This is a genomic window from Streptomyces sp. NRRL S-31 (assembly GCF_000718775.1).
In the GTDB taxonomy this organism is placed as follows: domain Bacteria; phylum Actinomycetota; class Actinomycetes; order Streptomycetales; family Streptomycetaceae; genus Streptomyces.
The window spans coordinates 1-15220 of the sequence record NZ_JOCB01000067.1; the positions used below are offsets into that span (position 1 = coordinate 1).

Sequence of the window (15220 nt, forward strand, 5' to 3'; positions counted from 1 at the left end):
TATCAGATCTTTTCTCGATCCGATTTCCTCGGTGCTTTCCAGGTCTTCGCTTTCGCGTTTCCCTTTCCGGCGGTTCCGACTCTATCAGATCCTTTCGGCTCCGATTCCCGGTCGGCGGGTTTTGTCTGCGGGCTTTTCGGCTTTCGCCTCCGGCCTTTCGACATCCACTACGTTAGCCGATTCCCTCGACGACTCATAATCGAGCCCGGCGAGTTCGAATTCCGGGCGCGCGGGCGCGCTGGAAACGACCCCGCTGAGGGGTTGGAGCTGAGTGGTGGTTTGGCCGCTCCGGCTGCTGGCGATCGCCGTACCCGGTTCAGCGGCTCCCGATACATTACGCACCTCCACGAGCCGCGTCAACTCCGACGGCGCCTCGGCACATGAGCCCGGTAGGGACTGACGGTCGGGTCGTCCGCCACCCAGTACCGCCACGGGTGGAGGTCGCCGTTCCCGCCCTCGCCGGCGACCCCGGTGCGGGGACCGCTGCGTACCTGGTGGGAGGGGACGGGCGTGCCGGTCAGCATCCTCAGGGGCGTCTCGCCGGTGGCGCACGCGTCCGTGCCGTCGAGTGCCCGGTCGACCCCCAGCGCCGTGGCCAGCCGGGCCGGGCCCTTGGCCAGTTCCCTGTCGTTCCGGGCCGAAAGTCGTCGCTTGCGGGCCGGCTCGACGCCCTCCACCACCTCGCCGGCACGCAACAGCACGGCGCACGCCCGGCCCTCGGGCCCGCAGACGAGGTTCATGCAGTGCCACATGCCGTAGGTGAAGTAGACGTACACGTGTCCGGGCGGTCCGAACATGACCGCGTTGCGGGCCGTGCGACCGCGGTAGGCGTGCGAACCGGGGTCGTTCGGGCCGTCGTATGCCTCGACCTCCGTGAGCCGGAGGGCGATCGGGCCGGCGGGGGTCGTCCGGACCAGGATGCGCCCGAGGAGGTCGGGTGCGACCTCCAGCACCGGGCGGTCGAAGAAGGAGCGGGGCAGTGGCGTACGGTCCGGGGGCGCGATCATGCCCTCCGAGGGTAGTCCAGAGGGGGCCGCGCGCCGGCGGAACCGGTCGCGGGCGGATCGCGTATGTACGGGTCGAGGGTTCATTCGTAGAGGGAGTGCCATGGCGTTCAAGAAGCTGCTCGCGAGCCTGGGGGCCGGCGGGGCGTCGGTCGAGACGGTGCTGACCGAGGTCAACGTCGTACCGGGCGGGGTCGTGCAGGGTGAGGTGCGGATCCAGGGCGGTTCCGTGAACCAGGCCGTCGAGGGGCTGTCCGTGGGGCTCCAGGCCAAGGTCGAGGTGGAGAGCGGCGACCAGGAGTACAAGCAGGACATCGAGTTCACGAAGGTGCGGCTCGGCGGCGCCTTCGAGCTCCAGGCGGGTGCCGTGCACGCGGTGCCGTTCGGGCTGGAGATCCCCTGGGAGACGCCGGTCACGATGATCGACGGCCAGGCGCTGCGCGGGATGCACATCGGTGTGACGACCGAGCTGGCGATCGCGCGGGCCGTGGACTCCGGCGACCTGGACCCGATCAACGTGCACCCGCTGCCGGCGCAGAAGGCGATCCTGGACGCGTTCATCCAGCTCGGCTTCCGTTTCAAGAGCGCGGACATGGAGCGCGGCCACATCCGGGGGACGCGGCAGAAGCTGCCGTTCTACCAGGAGATCGAGTTCTTCCCGCCGTCGCAGTACCGGGGCCTGAACCAGGTGGAGCTGAGCTTCGTGGCGGACGAGCACGCGATGGACGTGGTGCTGGAGATGGACAAGAAGCCGGGTCTGTTCAGCGAGGGCAGCGACACCTACCGGTCCTTCCAGGTGGGTCTGGACGACTGGCAGGGGACCGACTGGGCGGCTTACCTCAACCAGTGGCTGTCCGAGGTCGGCAGCAAGCGCAACTGGTTCTAGGCTCGGGAAGCGTTGGTTCCAGATCTTCGATCAGGAGGTACCGAGGTGACCGAGCCCAAGCGGCGGCCGCTTCCCCACGATTTCCATCCGCCCGTGCCGTCGTTCACGGTGACGAGCGAGGACATCGAGGACGGCGGGACGCTCAAGAGCGCCCAGGTGCAGGCGGAGGGCGACACCTCTCCGCAGTTGCGCTGGGAGGGCTTCCCGCCGGAGACCAAGAGCTTCGCCGTGACCTGCTACGACCCCGACGCGCCGACCGGCAGCGGGTTCTGGCACTGGGTCCTGTTCGACATCCCGGCCTCGGTGACCGAGCTGCCGGCGGGTGCGGGCGGCGGCGCGTTCGAGGGGCTGCCCGCGGGCGCCGTGCACGTGCGCAACGACTACGGGTCGAAGGACTTCGGCGGTGCCGCTCCGCCGCCCGGGGACGGCCCGCACCGGTACGTGTTCACGGTGTACGCGGTGGACCAGGAGAAGCTGGGTCCGGACTCGGACGTCTCCCCGGCCGTGGTCGGCTTCAACCTGCGGTTCCACACCATCGCGCGCGCCCAGCTGATCGGTGAGTACGAGAACCCCGCGCAGGGCTGACCGCACCGACGCGTTCCAGCCGAGCGTTCATTGAACGTTTGCCCGCCTCCGCACTTGGAAGTGATCGGAGGCGGGCATTTTTTATTGCGTTGTCCATCTCGGCGCGCCCGTCCAGAGTTGACCCGAGCCCGCCGGGGGGTGGGCAGGCGCACACGGGAGGTGGGCTGGATGCGTGACACGTTGGTCCTGAACGCGAGCTTCGAGCCGCTGTCGACGGTGACCCTGAACCGAGCCGTGGTCCTGGTGCTCCAGGACAAGGCCGTGGTCGAGCAGGCCCATCCCGAACTGCGCATGCGCGGTGCCGATGTGGACATACCCGCGCCCCGGGTGATCCGGCTGTGCCGGTACGTACGGGTGCCGTTCCGAAGACGAGCCCCGTGGTCGCGGCGGGGGGTGCTGGTCCGGGACCGGCACCGGTGCGCGTACTGCGGGCGCCGGGCGACGACCGTCGACCATGTGCTGCCACGGGCGCAGGGCGGGCAGGACACATGGCTGAACACGGTGGCCGCGTGCGCGGAGGACAATCACCGCAAGGCGAACCGGACTCCGGAGGAGGCCGGTATGGCTCTGCTGCGGGCGCCGTTCGAGCCGACGCCGGCCGATGCGATGCTGCTCGCGCTGGGGCAGGAGGACTTGGCCGCGCTTCCCGACTGGCTCGCCAGGGACGCGGCCTAGGAAGTTCCATCCGGCGGATCTCTCGCCGGGTGCGGTCGTGGCCGCGGGCCGTCACGGGGCGCTCGCGCGGTTGCCCGCGCCCCCGGGAGGGACGCGGGCAACCGGTGTCGTGCGGGACCGCTAGTCGATGTTCGGCTTCTCGCGGCGCTCCGCGCCCGTACCGCCCCCGTTGCCGGACGAGCCGTTGCCGCCCGAACCGCCGCTCAGGGGACCGAAGTTGCCCACCGCTCCGGAGAGTCCCTTGAGGGCGTCACCGATTTCGCTGGGCACGATCCAGAGCTTGTTGGCGTCGCCCTCGGCGATCTTCGGGAGCATTTGCAGGTACTGGTAGGAGAGCAGCTTCTGGTCCGGGTCGCCGGCGTGGATGGCCTCGAAGACCGTGCGGACGGCCTGGGCCTCGCCCTCGGCGCGCAGCGCGGCCGCCTTGGACTCACCTTCGGCGCGCAGGATCTGGGACTGCTTCTCGCCCTCGGCGCGCAGGATCTCGGACTGCCGGACACCCTCGGCCTGGAGGATCGCGGCGCGCTTGTCGCGGTCGGCCCGCATCTGCTTCTCCATCGAGTCCTGGATGGAGGTGGGCGGCTCGATGGCCTTCAGCTCGACGCGGTTGACGCGGATGCCCCACTTGCCGGTGGCCTCGTCCAGGACACCGCGCAGGGCCGCGTTGATCTCCTCGCGGGAGGTCAGGGTCCGCTCGAGGTCCATGCCGCCGATGATGTTCCGGAGGGTGGTGACCGTCAGCTGCTCGATCGCCTGGATGTAGCTGGCGACCTCGTAGGTGGCGGCCCGGGCGTCGGTGACCTGGTAGTAGATGACCGTGTCGATGTTCACGACCAGGTTGTCCTGGGTGATCACCGGCTGCGGCGGGAACGGAACGACCTGTTCGCGCAGGTCGATGCGGTTGCGGATGGTGTCTATGAACGGGACCACGATGTTCAGGCCCGCGTTCAGTGTCCGTGTGTAACGGCCGAAGCGCTCGACGATGGCGGCGCTGGCCTGTGGGATGACTTGGATGGTCTTGATCAGGGCGATGAAGACCAACACCACCAGGATGATCAAGACGATGATGACCGGTTCCATCGTCGGTTCCCCGTACCCTTCTCCGCCTCGGCTCTACGGCAGATCACGTGACTGTTGAGGATCTTGCTGGTCGAGTCTGACAGACTGCCGCCCAACTCGTGTGTCGTTCTCGGTGAGTTGTCTTCACAGGATGATCGCGGTGGCTCCTTCGATGTCCACGACGTCCACCTCCTGGCCCACCTCGTAGGCGCGGCCGGTGTCGAGGGCGCGGGCCGACCAGACCTCTCCGGCGAGCTTGATACGGCCGCCGGAGGCGTCGACCCGTTCCAGTACGACGGCCTGTCTGCCCTTCAGCGCGTCGACGCCGGTGGCGAGTTGGGGGCGCTGTCTGCCGTGCCGGGCCGCGATGGGCCGGACGACGGCGATGAGGGCGACGGAGACGACGACGAACGCGAGGACCTGGATGACCGCGTCGAAGCCGAGGGCGGACACGGCGGCCGCCGCGACGGCGCCCACCGCGAGCATGCCGAACTCCGGCATCGCGGTGACCACGAGCGGGATTCCGAGCGCCGCCGCGCCGACGAGCCACCACACCCATGCGTCGATGTCGTTCACATGGTCATGGTAGGGCCGTGGTCGGGCGGCGGACAGGGCGCGAAGGGGAGTGCGGCGCCGAGGGCCGCCGGGAGAGCGGCGAGGAGGGCGACGGGGTCAGGACAGGGGCAGGCCCTGCGCGGTCCAGCGGTCGCCGAACTGCTCGACGACGAGCGGGAGGCCGAAGCAGAGGGAGAGGTTGCGGGAGGTCAGCTCCAGCTCGATGGGTCCGGCGGCGAGCACCTTGCCCTGGCGGATCATGAGGACGTGGGTGAAGCCGGGGGCGATCTCCTCGACGTGGTGCGTGACCATGATCATCGAGGGGGCGATGGGGTCGCGGGCGAGCCGGCCGAGGCGGCGGACCAGGTCCTCGCGTCCGCCGAGGTCGAGACCGGCCGCGGGCTCGTCCAGCAGGAGCAGCTCGGGGTCGGTCATCAGGGCGCGGGCGATCAGGGTGCGCTTGCGCTCGCCCTCGGAGAGGGTGCCGAACCTGCGGTCCAGGTAGTCGGTCATGCCGAGGCGGTCGAGGAAGGCGCGGGCGCGCTGCTCGTCGACGTCCTCGTACTCCTCCTGCCAGCCGGCGGTCATGCCGTAGGCGGCGGTGAGGACGGTCTGGAGGACGGTCTGGCGCTTGGGGAGCTTCTCCGCCATGGCGATGCCGGCCATGCCGATGCGGGGGCGCAGCTCGAAGACGTCGGTGCCGGGCTTGCCGAGGGTCTCGCCGAGGATGGTGGCGGTGCCCTTGCTGGGGTAGAGGTAGCTGGAGGCGACGTTGAGGAGGGTGGTCTTGCCGGCGCCGTTGGGACCGAGGATGACCCAGCGCTCGCCCTCCTTCACCGACCAGGAGACCTGGTCCACCAGAGCCCGGCCCTCACGGACCACGGATACGTCCTGAAGCTCCAGAACATCGCTCATGAGCGCGTTGTCTCCCCTTGCAGTGTGGCCGGTCTCGGCTGTCGCGTACGCCTGTGGCTCGGGTCCGCTGCGCCCGCGGGCGCAGCCCATATGAAATCTACGCCACGAGTGCCCCGCTCCATTCCATCGGTCCGGTCCTTAGGGTGGGGGCATGCTCTCGGAACCGCGTTCAGGACGCCTTGCCGCTTGGGGAAACGCCCTTTTGGCCGGACTTGTCTCTCCGGATGACGCCGTGCTCGCCATCGTGGGCGAGGACGCGGTGCACCGGGTGGAGGGGCTGCCCGGGGAGTCCGCGCAGGTCGGGTTGACGCTCGCCCTGGGGCGGCTGCGCACGCTCGGGGTGACCGGGCTGCGGGTGGCGCTGCCCGCGCCGGGCCATCCGCTGGGGCTGAGCGGGCCGCCGGAGTTCAACGCCCGGGCGCTGGAGGCCGAGCAGGCGGTGGTCTGCCACGGCGCCGCGCTCGGGCTGGTGCCGGAGGTGTACGAGGCCGGGCCCGAGGGTGACGTCCATGCCGAGGTGGTCTGGCACGTGCTGCCGGTGCGGGAGGCGCCGCCCGCGGACGTGCCGTCGCTGGGCGAGGCCGAGCGGGAGCTGGCGGAGGCGCTGCGGGAGGCGACCGAGGTGCTGTCGAGGCTGGACGTCGCCGGGTCGGGGCCGGTGGCGGAGGCGGCGATCGACGCGTACCGGGCGCGGGCCGCGCGGGGGCGCGAGGTGCTGGCGCCGGGGTACCCGCCGCGTGCGGTGCGGGTGCTGGAGATGGCGCAGCGGGTGGGGCTGCTGGTGTCGCTGGCGTACGACAACGGGCACGGGGGCGCGGTGAGCGCCTCGGAGATGGCGGCGCGGGGGGCGGCGCTGCGGCCGGTGGAGCGGACGGCGCGGCGGGCGCAGGTGGCGGCGTACAACGCGTTCGTGGAGGAGCGGGAGCGGGGGGCGCGGTAGGCCGCTCCACGGGCGCCGGCACCGGCGGGCGTCCGAGTCGGCTGACTGTCGGCGCCCCCGCCGGACGGCTCGCCCTCGGTGACGTGCCGGGGCTCGGGCCGCTCCTGTCCTGGCGGGGGCGCGGCACAGCGGACGCCGGGGGCGCCCGTCCGGAATCCCGGCCGAGCCGTGACCCTCCGTGCCGGCGCGGGCGGGGCGTCCGGCCGGGACCGCGTGTGTCAGCCGGCCATGCCGTGGCGTACGGCCCACAGCGCGGCCTGGGTGCGGTCGGAGAGGTCGAGTTTCATCAGGATGTTGGAGACGTGCGTCTTGACGGTCTTCTCGGAGAGGACGAGGGCGCGGGCTATCTCCCGGTTGGAGCGGCCGTCCGCGATCAGGCCGAGCACCTCGCGCTCCCGCTCGGTGAGCGCACTTCCCCGGCCGTGTCCGCCGCCCGACTCCTCCTGGGAGAGCAGGGCGTCGGCGACCTCGGGCTGGAGCAGGATGTGCCCGGCGTGCACGGAGCGGATGGCGCCGGCGAGGGCGTCGGGGTCCACGTCCTTGTAGACGTACCCCGCGGCGCCGGCGCGCAGGGCCGGCACGACGGTGCGCTGCTCGGTGAAGCTCGTGACGATCAGCACGCGCGCGCGGTTGCCGAGCTCGCGCAGTCCGCGCAGCGCGTCGATCCCGTCCGTGCCCGGCATCTTGATGTCCATGAGGACGACGTCGGGCCGCAGTTCCTCGGCGCGGGCGACCCCTTCGGCGCCGTCGGCGGCCTCGCCGACGACCTCTATGTCGTCCTGCACCTCCAGGAAGGTGCGCAGGCCCCGGCGGACGACCTGGTGGTCGTCGACCAGCAGCACCTTGATCGGCTCAGCCACCGGGGACCTCCATCTCGATCGTGGTGCCCTTGCCCGGCGCCGATTCCACGCTCAGCGAGCCGCCGACCCCGTCGGCCCGGTCCCGCATCGAGACCAGACCGAGGTGACGGCCGGCGCGGCGGACCGCGGTGGGGTCGAAGCCGCCGCCGTCGTCGGTGACGCGCAGGACGGCGCCGTTGCCGCGCCGCCCCACGCTCACGTGGACATGGGCCGCGCCGGAGTGCCGCAGGGCGTTGTGCAGTGCCTCCTGGGCGACCCTGAGCAGGGCCTCCTCCTGGGCGGCGGGCAGGGCGCGGAATCCGTTGCCGGTGAAGGTCACGCGGGCGGTGTGGGCGCGGTCGAGGACCTGGGTCTGGGTGCGCAGGGTGGCGATCAGGCCGTCCTCGTCCAGCGCGGCGGGCCGCAGCTCCACGACGGCGGCGCGCAGTTCGTCGGCGGCCTCGGCGGCGAGCGAGGCCACCTGGTGCAGCTCGCCCTTGGCGCGGGCGGGGTCGCGGTCCACGAGTCTGGCCGCCGCCTGGGCGGTCAGCCGCAGGGAGAACAGCTTCTGGCTGACCGCGTCGTGCAGCTCGTGGGCGAGGCGGGAGCGTTCCTCGGCGATGGTCAGTTCGCGGCTGCGCTCGTAGAGGCGGGCGTTGGTGAGGGCGATGGCGGCGTGCTGGGCGAGGATGCCGAGCAGCTCCTCGTCCTCTTCGGTGAAGCCGCAGCCGCCCTCCGGCCTGGGGCAGCGTTTGTTGGCGAGGAAGAGCGCCGCGATCACCTCCTCGCCGTCCTTGACCGGCAGGCCGAGGAAGTCGGCCAGCTCGGGGTGGGCGGCCGGCCAGCCCTCGAAGCGGGGGTCCTCTCGTACGTCGGCGAGGCGCTCGGCCCGCGCCTCGTGCAGCATCGCGGCGAGGATGCCGTGCTGCCGCGGGAGCGGGCCGATGGCACGCCACTGCTCCTCGCTGACCCCGTCCACGACGAACTGGGCGAAGCCGCCGTGGTCGTCGGGGACGCCCAGGGCGGCGTACTGCGCGTCGAGCAGTTCACGGGCGGAGGCGACGATCGTCTTGAGGACGTCGCGCACCTCCAGGTGCCTGCTCATGGCCAGCAGCGCGGAACTCACCGCGGCGAGGCCGGACCGGGGGCCTTGACTCATGTCCTCACGGTACCGGCGGGGTGTGACAGCCCGGATCGGCCCCGTGCCGGCGGCGCCCCGGTCCGCTGGGCGTAGGACCGGCGGTGTAGGCCCGCGGGCGGGACCGGGGTCCGGGACGGGGGCGCGGGGGCGTCGTGGCCGAGCGGGCGCGGTGCTATGCGCGCGTGCGGGCTCGCGTGCGCCTCGCGTACGGACGGGAAGAGTGGCGTCGTCGCCCGGGTGCGCGTGGCGGCCGGCCGCGTGCGTGGCACGAGTCCGGCGACGCGCGTCTCGTCCGCCGGCATCCTCCGGGGGAGGTTCCTCACGCTTCGCTTCGTCGCGGCCACGGAGGGCGAGACGGCATGGCGTTGTGTGTGACGCCGCGCATAAGGCCCACATCACATACGAAGGGGCTTAGGAGACGGCCCCTCCCGCATGAACGGGACAGACGGTCCCGTCTGTCCTATTTTGCCCTTCCCTGATCCACTATCGGGGTTCGTACATCACACCTTTGCCTGGGCATTTTGCGCCCGCTAAGAATGGCTTCCGTCGCTCAGCGCCGCAGTCCTGGACCGCGGCGTTCGTGCGGGAGGGAGCTGATTCCCCCGGCGGACGCAGGAGCGACCTCCGCGCTACTCGAAGAGGTCCATCAGCCATGCCCAAGAACATCCTCAGCCGTGCTCATAGTCGTGCCAGTCGTACGCTGACCAAGCCGCACAAGATCGCCGTCGCCGGTGTGGCCGCGCTCGGCGCCGCCGCCGTCGCGGTCTCGGCCGCCCCCGGCGCCACCGGCACCATCGCGACGGGTGCCCCGGCCACCACCGCGCAGGCCGCCTCCGGCACGGCCCTGAAGAACGTCAAGGGGACGGTCACCGACCAGTTCGCCACCGCGAACGTCAAGCTCGACACCCTCGCGGCCCAGAAGAAGGCCGCCGACGCGGCCGTCGCCAGGAAGGCCGCCGAGGCCGCCGCCGCCAAGCCCGCCGTCGTACGGGCCGCCACCCGCTCCACGCAGCGTCTGGACATCCAGCCGGTGGCCGCCAAGACGTACGCCAACAACCTCGACGGCTGGATCCGGCAGTCGCTGGACATCATGCGGGCCAAGGGCATCCCGGGCAGCTACAACGGCCTGCACCGGAACATCATGCGGGAGTCCTCCGGCAACCCGATGGCCATCAACAACTGGGACATCAACGCCGTCAACGGCATCCCGTCCAAGGGCCTGCTCCAGGTCATCCCGCCGACCTTCAACGCGTACCACGTCCCCGGCACGTCCTGGAACATCTACAACCCGGTCGCCAACATCACCGCCGCCGCCAACTACGCGGCCCACCGGTACGGCTCCATCGACAACGTCAACAGCGCGTACTGAGACCTGGCGCGGACCTCAGCGACGTCACGCACGCCGAAGGGCGGCACCCATGACCGGGGTGCCGCCCTTCGGCGTCGTACGGGCGCGGTTACTTGCGCATGACCTCCGGCTCGTGGCGGCGCAGGAAGCGGGAGACGAAGAAGCCGCAGACCACACCGAGCAGGATCAGCACGAACATGTCCAGGCCCCAGGCCGAGGCCGTGTGGTCCCACAGCGGGTCGGTGCTGGTCGGGTCGTCGGTGTTCGGGGCGATCCGGTTGAAGTCCAGCGTGGTGCCGGCCGCGGCGACCGCCCAGCGCGACGGCATCAGGTACGAGAATTCGTTGACGCCGGGCGTGCCGTGCAGGGTGAAGAGGCAGCCGGTGAAGACGACCTGGATGATCGCGAACATCACCAGCAGCGGCATGGTCTTCTCCGCGGTCTTCACCAGCGAGGAGATGACCAGGCCGACCATCATCGCGGTGAAGCCGAGCGCCATGACCGGCAGGCACAGCTCCAGCAGCGTGGAACCGCCGAGCACCAGCCCCTTCTCGGGGATGTCACGGCTGGAGAAGCCGATCAGGCCGATCAGCAGGCCCTGGAGCACCGTGACGGTGCCTAGCACGACCACCTTGGACATCAGGTACGCCGAGCGGGACAGGCCGGTCGCGCGCTCCCGCTCGTAGATCACCCGCTCCTTGATCAGCTCGCGGACCGAGTTGGCGGCACCCGCGAAGCACGCGCCGACGGCGAGGATCAGCAGGACGGTGGTGGCCGTGCCGTTCGGTGCGGACAGTCCGGTCTTGGGGTCGGGCCGGTTCACCAGCAGACCGTGGTCGTGCTGGATCAGCAGGCTGACCGCGCCGAGGACCGCGGGCAGGATCACCGTCAGCGCCAGGAAGCCCTTGTCGGAGGCGATGACCGCGACATAGCGCCGGACCAAGGTGACCAGCTGCGAACCCCAGCTCTGCGGCTTGGGCGGCCTCAGCGCCTGCGGCGTCGGCGCGGGTGCGGACTGCGGGGCGGTCGCGTCGATCTCCGCCGCGTACATCTGGTAGTGCTGCGAGCCCTTCCAGCGGCCCGCCCAGTCGTAGTCGCGGTAGTTCTCGAAGGCGGAGAAGACATCGGCCCAGCTGTCGTACCCGAAGAAGTTCAGCGCCTCCTCCGGCGGGCCGAAGTAGGCGACCGCGCCGCCCGGCGCCATCACCAGCAGCTTGTCGCACAGTGCCAGCTCGGCCACCGAGTGGGTGACGACGAGGACCGTGCGGCCGTCGTCGGCGAGACCGCGCAGCAACTGCATGACGTCCCGGTCCATGCCCGGGTCGAGGCCGGAGGTCGGCTCGTCCAGGAAGATCAGCGACGGCTTGGTGAGCAGTTCCAGGGCCACCGACACGCGCTTGCGCTGGCCGCCGGAGAGCGAGGTGACCTTCTTGTCCTTGTGGATGTCGAGCTTCAGCTCGCGCAACACCTCGTCGATGCGGGCGTAACGCTCCTGCGCCGTGGTGTCGGCCGGGAAGCGCAGCTTGGCCGCGTACTTCAGGGCCTTCTTGACGGTCAGCTCCTTGTGCAGGATGTCGTCCTGCGGGACCAGGCCGATGCGCTGGCGGAGCTGGGCGAACTGCTTGTACAGGTTCCGGTTGTCGTACAGCACGTCGCCCTGGTTGGCGGGCCGGTAGCCGGTGAGCGCCTTGAGCAGGGTCGACTTGCCGGAGCCAGACGGGCCGATCACGGCGATCAGCGACTTCTCGGGCACGCCGAAGGAGACGTCCTTCAGGATCTGCTTGCCGCCGTCGACCGTGACGGTCAGGTGGCGGGCCGAGAAGGAGACCTCACCGGTGTCGACGAACTCCTCGAGGCGGTCGCCGACGATCCGGAACGTGGAGTGGCCGACGCCGACGATGTCGCTCGGGCCGAGCAGCGCCGAGCCGCCCTTCGCGATCGGCTGGCCGTTGACGTAGGTGCCGTTGTGCGAGCCGAGGTCGCGGATCTCGAAGCGGCCGTCGGGGGTGGCGTGGAACTCGGCGTGGTTCCGGGAGACCTGGAGGTCGGAGACGACCAGGTCGTTCTCCAGGGCACGGCCGATGCGCATCACGCGGCCGAGCGCGAACTGGTGGAACGTGGTCGGGCTGCGGTCGCCGTGGACCGGCGGCGCCCCCGCGCCGCCACCGGGCGTGTGCTGCGCGTACTGCTCGGCGGGCCCGCCCTGCTGCGGGAACGCGGGCTGCTGGGGCTGCTGGGGCTGCTGTGCCTGCTGCCAGCCCGCCTGCGGCGCCTGCTGGTGCGCCGGCGCCTGGTGGACGGGCGCCTGCTGGTGCACGGGCGCCTGCGGTGCGGCGGACTGCTGGGCCCAGCCGGGCGCGGCGGCGCCCTGGGCCGCGTACGACGCCGGCTGCTGCTGGTCCGGGCCGCCTGCCGGGACCCCACCCGGGGTCACGGCCGCCGCCGCGGTCGCCGACAGGTTCAGCCGCGGTCCGTCGGTCGCGTTGCCGAGGTGCAGCGAAGAGCCGGGGCCGATCTCCAGGTGCTGGATCCGCCGGCCCTGCACGTACGTGCCGTTGGTGCTGCCGTGGTCCTCGATGACCCAGCCGCGGCCGTTGAAGCTGACCGTGGCGTGCCGCCAGGACACCCTGGCGTCGTCGAAGACGATGTCCCCCTGCGGATCACGCCCCAGGCTGTACGCCCTGGACGGATCGAGCGTCCAGCTGTGTCCGTTTGTTTCGAGTACGAGTTCCGGCACTCCATGCCCCACCTGAGTTGTCCCCCGAATTGCCCCCGAAGCGGGGAGTCTAGGGATGTCGAACATCGTGGGGAACTATTCCAGGCTCCGTCCCCCGACCGAAATCCGGGCCTTGCCAAGCGCTCCGCCGCGCGTGCCGGCCCGCCCTGTTCACTCGCCCTGTTCACCGCCGGTGTGCGCGTCTCCCCACGGCCCCTTCCCCCGGCCGGAGTTGGGGCCGCTCCTGGCTGACTCCCGGCACTTTCCCACATGGTGGTCGTGCCCTTCGGTGCGATGCCGGGCGGTCCCGCCCGGGCCGGGCACGGCGTGCGGGAGCCGATACCGTCGCCGGACCGCTTGGCTTCTCCTCTCCCACGGCCCTGGAGGCGGACATCACCACGCCCGCCCGGAGCCGCCACAGTCACCTCAGCCGCCTCAGCCGCCTCAGCCGCCCGGGGCATCGGCGCCGCCCGGACCGCCGTCACGGTCCAAGCCGCCGTCGCCGTCCCCGGGCCGCCGTGGCACTCTCGAGAGGGCCGGCGCGGTCTCCCCGCGGGCGGGCCGGCGCCGGTTCCGGGTGGCGAGGTCGCCGACACCGGACCGCCACTCATTGTTCCGTGTCCGTCAGGCGGACCTCGGCGGCGGGAGGCACTGGGTGCCGGTTACGGTGGTGACACCATGAGCGCTTCGCAGACCGCTTCGCAGACCTCCGAGGTCCCCACCCTCCTCGTCAAGATCTTCGGCAAGGACGGGCCGGGCATCACGGCGGGCCTCTTCGACACCCTCGCCGCCTACCTGGTCGACGTGGTCGACATCGAGCAGGTCGTCACCCGGGGCCGCCTGGTGCTGTGTGTGCTGGTGACCCAGCCGCCGGCCGGCCTGGAGGGCGATCTGCGGGCCACCGTGCACAGCTGGGCCGAGTCGATGAAGATGCAGGCCGAGATCATCTCCGGACACGGCGACAACCGTCCGCGCGGCCTCGGACGCTCCCTGGTGACCGTGCTGGGTCATCCGCTCACCGCCGAGTCGACGGCCGCGATCGCCGCCCGGATCGCCAAGACCGGCGGCAACATCGACCGTATCTTCCGGCTCGCCAAGTATCCGGTGACGGCCGTCGAGTTCGCGGTGTCCGGCGTGGAGACCGAGCCGCTGCGCACCGCCCTGGCCTCCGAAGCCGCGGCACTGGGTGTCGATGTCGCGGTGGTCTCGGCGGGACTGCACCGGCGTGCCCAGCGGCTGGTGGTCATGGACGTGGACTCGACCCTGATCCAGGACGAGGTCATCGAGCTGTTCGCCGCGCACGCCGGCTGCGAGGACCAGGTCGCCGAGGTGACGGCGGCGGCGATGCGTGGGGAGCTGGACTTCGAGCAGTCGCTGCACGCGCGCGTGGCGCTGCTGAAGGGGCTGGACGCGTCGGTGGTGGAGAAGGTGCGGGAGCAGGTCCGGCTGACGCCGGGCGCGCGCACCCTGATCCGCACCCTGAAGCGGCTCGGCTACCAGGTGGGAGTCGTCTCCGGTGGGTTCACCCAGGTCACCGATGATCTGAGGGAGCGGCTGGGGCTGGACTTCGCGCAGGCCAACACGCTGGAGATCGTGGACGGCAAGCTGACCGGGCGGGTCACCGGCGAGATCGTGGACCGGGCGGGCAAGGCGCGGCTGCTGCGCCGGTTCGCCGCGGAGGCCGGGGTGCCGCTGGCGCAGACGGTGGCGATCGGCGACGGCGCCAACGACCTGGACATGCTGAACGCGGCGGGCCTGGGGGTGGCCTTCAACGCCAAGCCGGTGGTGCGGGAGGCGGCGCACACGGCGGTGAACTTCCCCTTCCTCGACACCGTCCTCTACCTCCTCGGCATCACCCGGGAAGAGGTCGAGGCGGCCGACACGCACGACGAGGGCTGAGCGGGCCGATCCGCGTCAGCCGCCGCGGGGCCCGGCATCCGGTGGGGTGCCGGGCCCCGCGCTTCCCGGCGTGCCGGGCCGGGGCCGGCGTCTGTGTCAGGTCACTCGGAGGGCGCCCAGTAGTCGGCGAGCGTGGCCACGCCGGGTTCCACGCCCTTCCAGGGGCCGTCGTGGGTCAGCAGGGCGAAGCCGGCGGCGGGGAAGCCACGGCGGTTCATCCGGTCACGCGCGTCGCCCTCGGCCGAGCCTGCCAGGATGTCGGCCAGGCCGTGCACGCCCGGGTTGTGGCCGATCAGGATCACGTTCCGCACGTCGTCGGGCAGCTCGTTCAGCACGGCGATCAGCTCGCCGGGCGATGCCTCGTAGATCCGCTCCTCGTAGACGGTCTTCGGGCGGTGCGCCAGCTCGTGGACGGCGAGCTTCCAGGTCTCGCGGGTGCGGGTCGCCGTGGAGCACAGGGCCAGGCCGAAGGTGATGCCGGTGTCGGCCAGCCTGCGTCCGGCGACCGCCGCGTCCGCACGGCCCCGCTCGGCGAGCGGGCGCTCATGGTCGGGAACCTGGGGCCAGTCGGCTTTCGCATGCCGGAAGAGGACGATCCTGCGGGGTTCTGCGACGCTCATGAGATCCAGCTTCGCATGAGACAGGCCGCCCGGCGCAG

14 protein-coding genes are annotated in these 15220 nt (G+C 71.3%); 6 read left to right on the top strand and 8 right to left on the bottom strand.

Annotation, left to right across the window (positions count from 1 at the left end):
- Positions 1 to 356 precede the first annotated feature (356 nt).
- Complete coding sequence (locus tag IF37_RS0124540) at positions 357 to 1007, bottom strand: DNA-3-methyladenine glycosylase (protein WP_030746416.1); 651 nt, start codon at positions 1005 to 1007, stop codon at positions 357 to 359.
- Between the two features lie 100 nt (positions 1008 to 1107).
- On the opposite strand from IF37_RS0124540, the gene IF37_RS0124545 reads away from it, so the two are divergent.
- The 3 genes from IF37_RS0124545 (at position 1108) to IF37_RS0124555 (ending at position 3150) form a co-directional block, all read left to right on the top strand.
- Positions 1108 to 1890 (top strand): sporulation protein, encoded by a 783-nt coding sequence (locus IF37_RS0124545; protein ID WP_030746419.1) that lies wholly within the window; start codon positions 1108 to 1110, stop codon positions 1888 to 1890.
- A 45-nt stretch (positions 1891 to 1935) separates the two neighbouring features.
- Positions 1936 to 2475, top strand: a complete 540-nt coding sequence (locus IF37_RS0124550) for a YbhB/YbcL family Raf kinase inhibitor-like protein (protein ID WP_030746421.1) — start codon at positions 1936 to 1938, stop codon at positions 2473 to 2475.
- A gap of 168 nt (positions 2476 to 2643) precedes the next feature.
- The gene (locus tag IF37_RS0124555) at positions 2644 to 3150 is read left to right on the top strand and encodes an HNH endonuclease (protein WP_030746425.1); all 507 of its coding nucleotides are present in this window, start codon (positions 2644 to 2646) and stop codon (positions 3148 to 3150) included.
- A gap of 120 nt (positions 3151 to 3270) precedes the next feature.
- On the opposite strand, the gene IF37_RS0124560 is transcribed toward IF37_RS0124555, so the two are convergent.
- From IF37_RS0124560 to IF37_RS0124570, 3 genes are all read right to left on the bottom strand, one after another.
- Positions 3271 to 4230: an SPFH domain-containing protein gene (locus IF37_RS0124560; RefSeq protein WP_030746428.1), complete on the bottom strand. Its 960-nt coding sequence runs from the start codon at positions 4228 to 4230 to the stop codon at positions 3271 to 3273.
- Between the two features lie 123 nt (positions 4231 to 4353).
- On the bottom strand, positions 4354 to 4785 hold the full coding sequence (locus IF37_RS0124565) for an NfeD family protein (protein ID WP_030746431.1): 432 nt from the start codon (positions 4783 to 4785) through the stop codon (positions 4354 to 4356).
- 96 nt (positions 4786 to 4881) lie between these two features.
- A complete protein-coding gene (locus tag IF37_RS0124570; RefSeq protein WP_030746435.1) occupies positions 4882 to 5679 on the bottom strand; it encodes an ABC transporter ATP-binding protein in 798 nt (265 codons plus the stop codon).
- Between the two features lie 151 nt (positions 5680 to 5830).
- Between IF37_RS0124570 and IF37_RS0124575 the strand changes: the two genes are divergently transcribed.
- Positions 5831 to 6619 carry a hypothetical protein gene (locus IF37_RS0124575; protein ID WP_079165864.1) on the top strand — a complete coding sequence of 263 codons (789 nt, stop codon included), beginning with the start codon at positions 5831 to 5833 and terminating at the stop codon, positions 6617 to 6619.
- 218 nt (positions 6620 to 6837) lie between these two features.
- On the opposite strand, the gene IF37_RS0124580 is transcribed toward IF37_RS0124575, so the two are convergent.
- Together IF37_RS0124580 and IF37_RS0124585 are read right to left on the bottom strand one after the other, a co-directional pair.
- Complete coding sequence (locus IF37_RS0124580) at positions 6838 to 7479, bottom strand: response regulator transcription factor (protein ID WP_030746442.1); 642 nt, start codon at positions 7477 to 7479, stop codon at positions 6838 to 6840.
- On the bottom strand, positions 7472 to 8617 hold the full coding sequence (locus tag IF37_RS0124585) for a GAF domain-containing sensor histidine kinase (RefSeq protein WP_030746444.1): 1146 nt from the start codon (positions 8615 to 8617) through the stop codon (positions 7472 to 7474). The genes IF37_RS0124580 and IF37_RS0124585 overlap by 8 nt, the downstream gene beginning before the upstream one ends.
- Before the next feature lie 634 nt (positions 8618 to 9251).
- Between IF37_RS0124585 and IF37_RS0124595 the strand changes: the two genes are divergently transcribed.
- A complete protein-coding gene (locus IF37_RS0124595) occupies positions 9252 to 9968 on the top strand; it encodes a transglycosylase SLT domain-containing protein (RefSeq protein ID WP_030746450.1) in 717 nt (238 codons plus the stop codon).
- Positions 9969 to 10056: 88 nt separating this feature from the next.
- Here the strand turns inward: IF37_RS0124595 and IF37_RS0124600 are convergent, their stop codons facing one another.
- Positions 10057 to 12684: an FHA domain-containing protein gene (locus IF37_RS0124600; protein ID WP_030746453.1), complete on the bottom strand. Its 2628-nt coding sequence runs from the start codon at positions 12682 to 12684 to the stop codon at positions 10057 to 10059.
- Between the two features lie 657 nt (positions 12685 to 13341).
- On the opposite strand from IF37_RS0124600, the gene serB reads away from it, so the two are divergent.
- On the top strand, positions 13342 to 14562 hold the full coding sequence (serB, locus tag IF37_RS0124605; RefSeq protein WP_030746456.1) for a phosphoserine phosphatase SerB: 1221 nt from the start codon (positions 13342 to 13344) through the stop codon (positions 14560 to 14562).
- Between the two features lie 101 nt (positions 14563 to 14663).
- Here serB and IF37_RS0124610 read toward each other — a convergent pair whose 3' ends face one another.
- Positions 14664 to 15182, bottom strand: a complete 519-nt coding sequence (locus IF37_RS0124610) for a histidine phosphatase family protein (RefSeq protein ID WP_030746459.1) — start codon at positions 15180 to 15182, stop codon at positions 14664 to 14666.
- Positions 15183 to 15220: the final 38 nt, after the last annotated feature.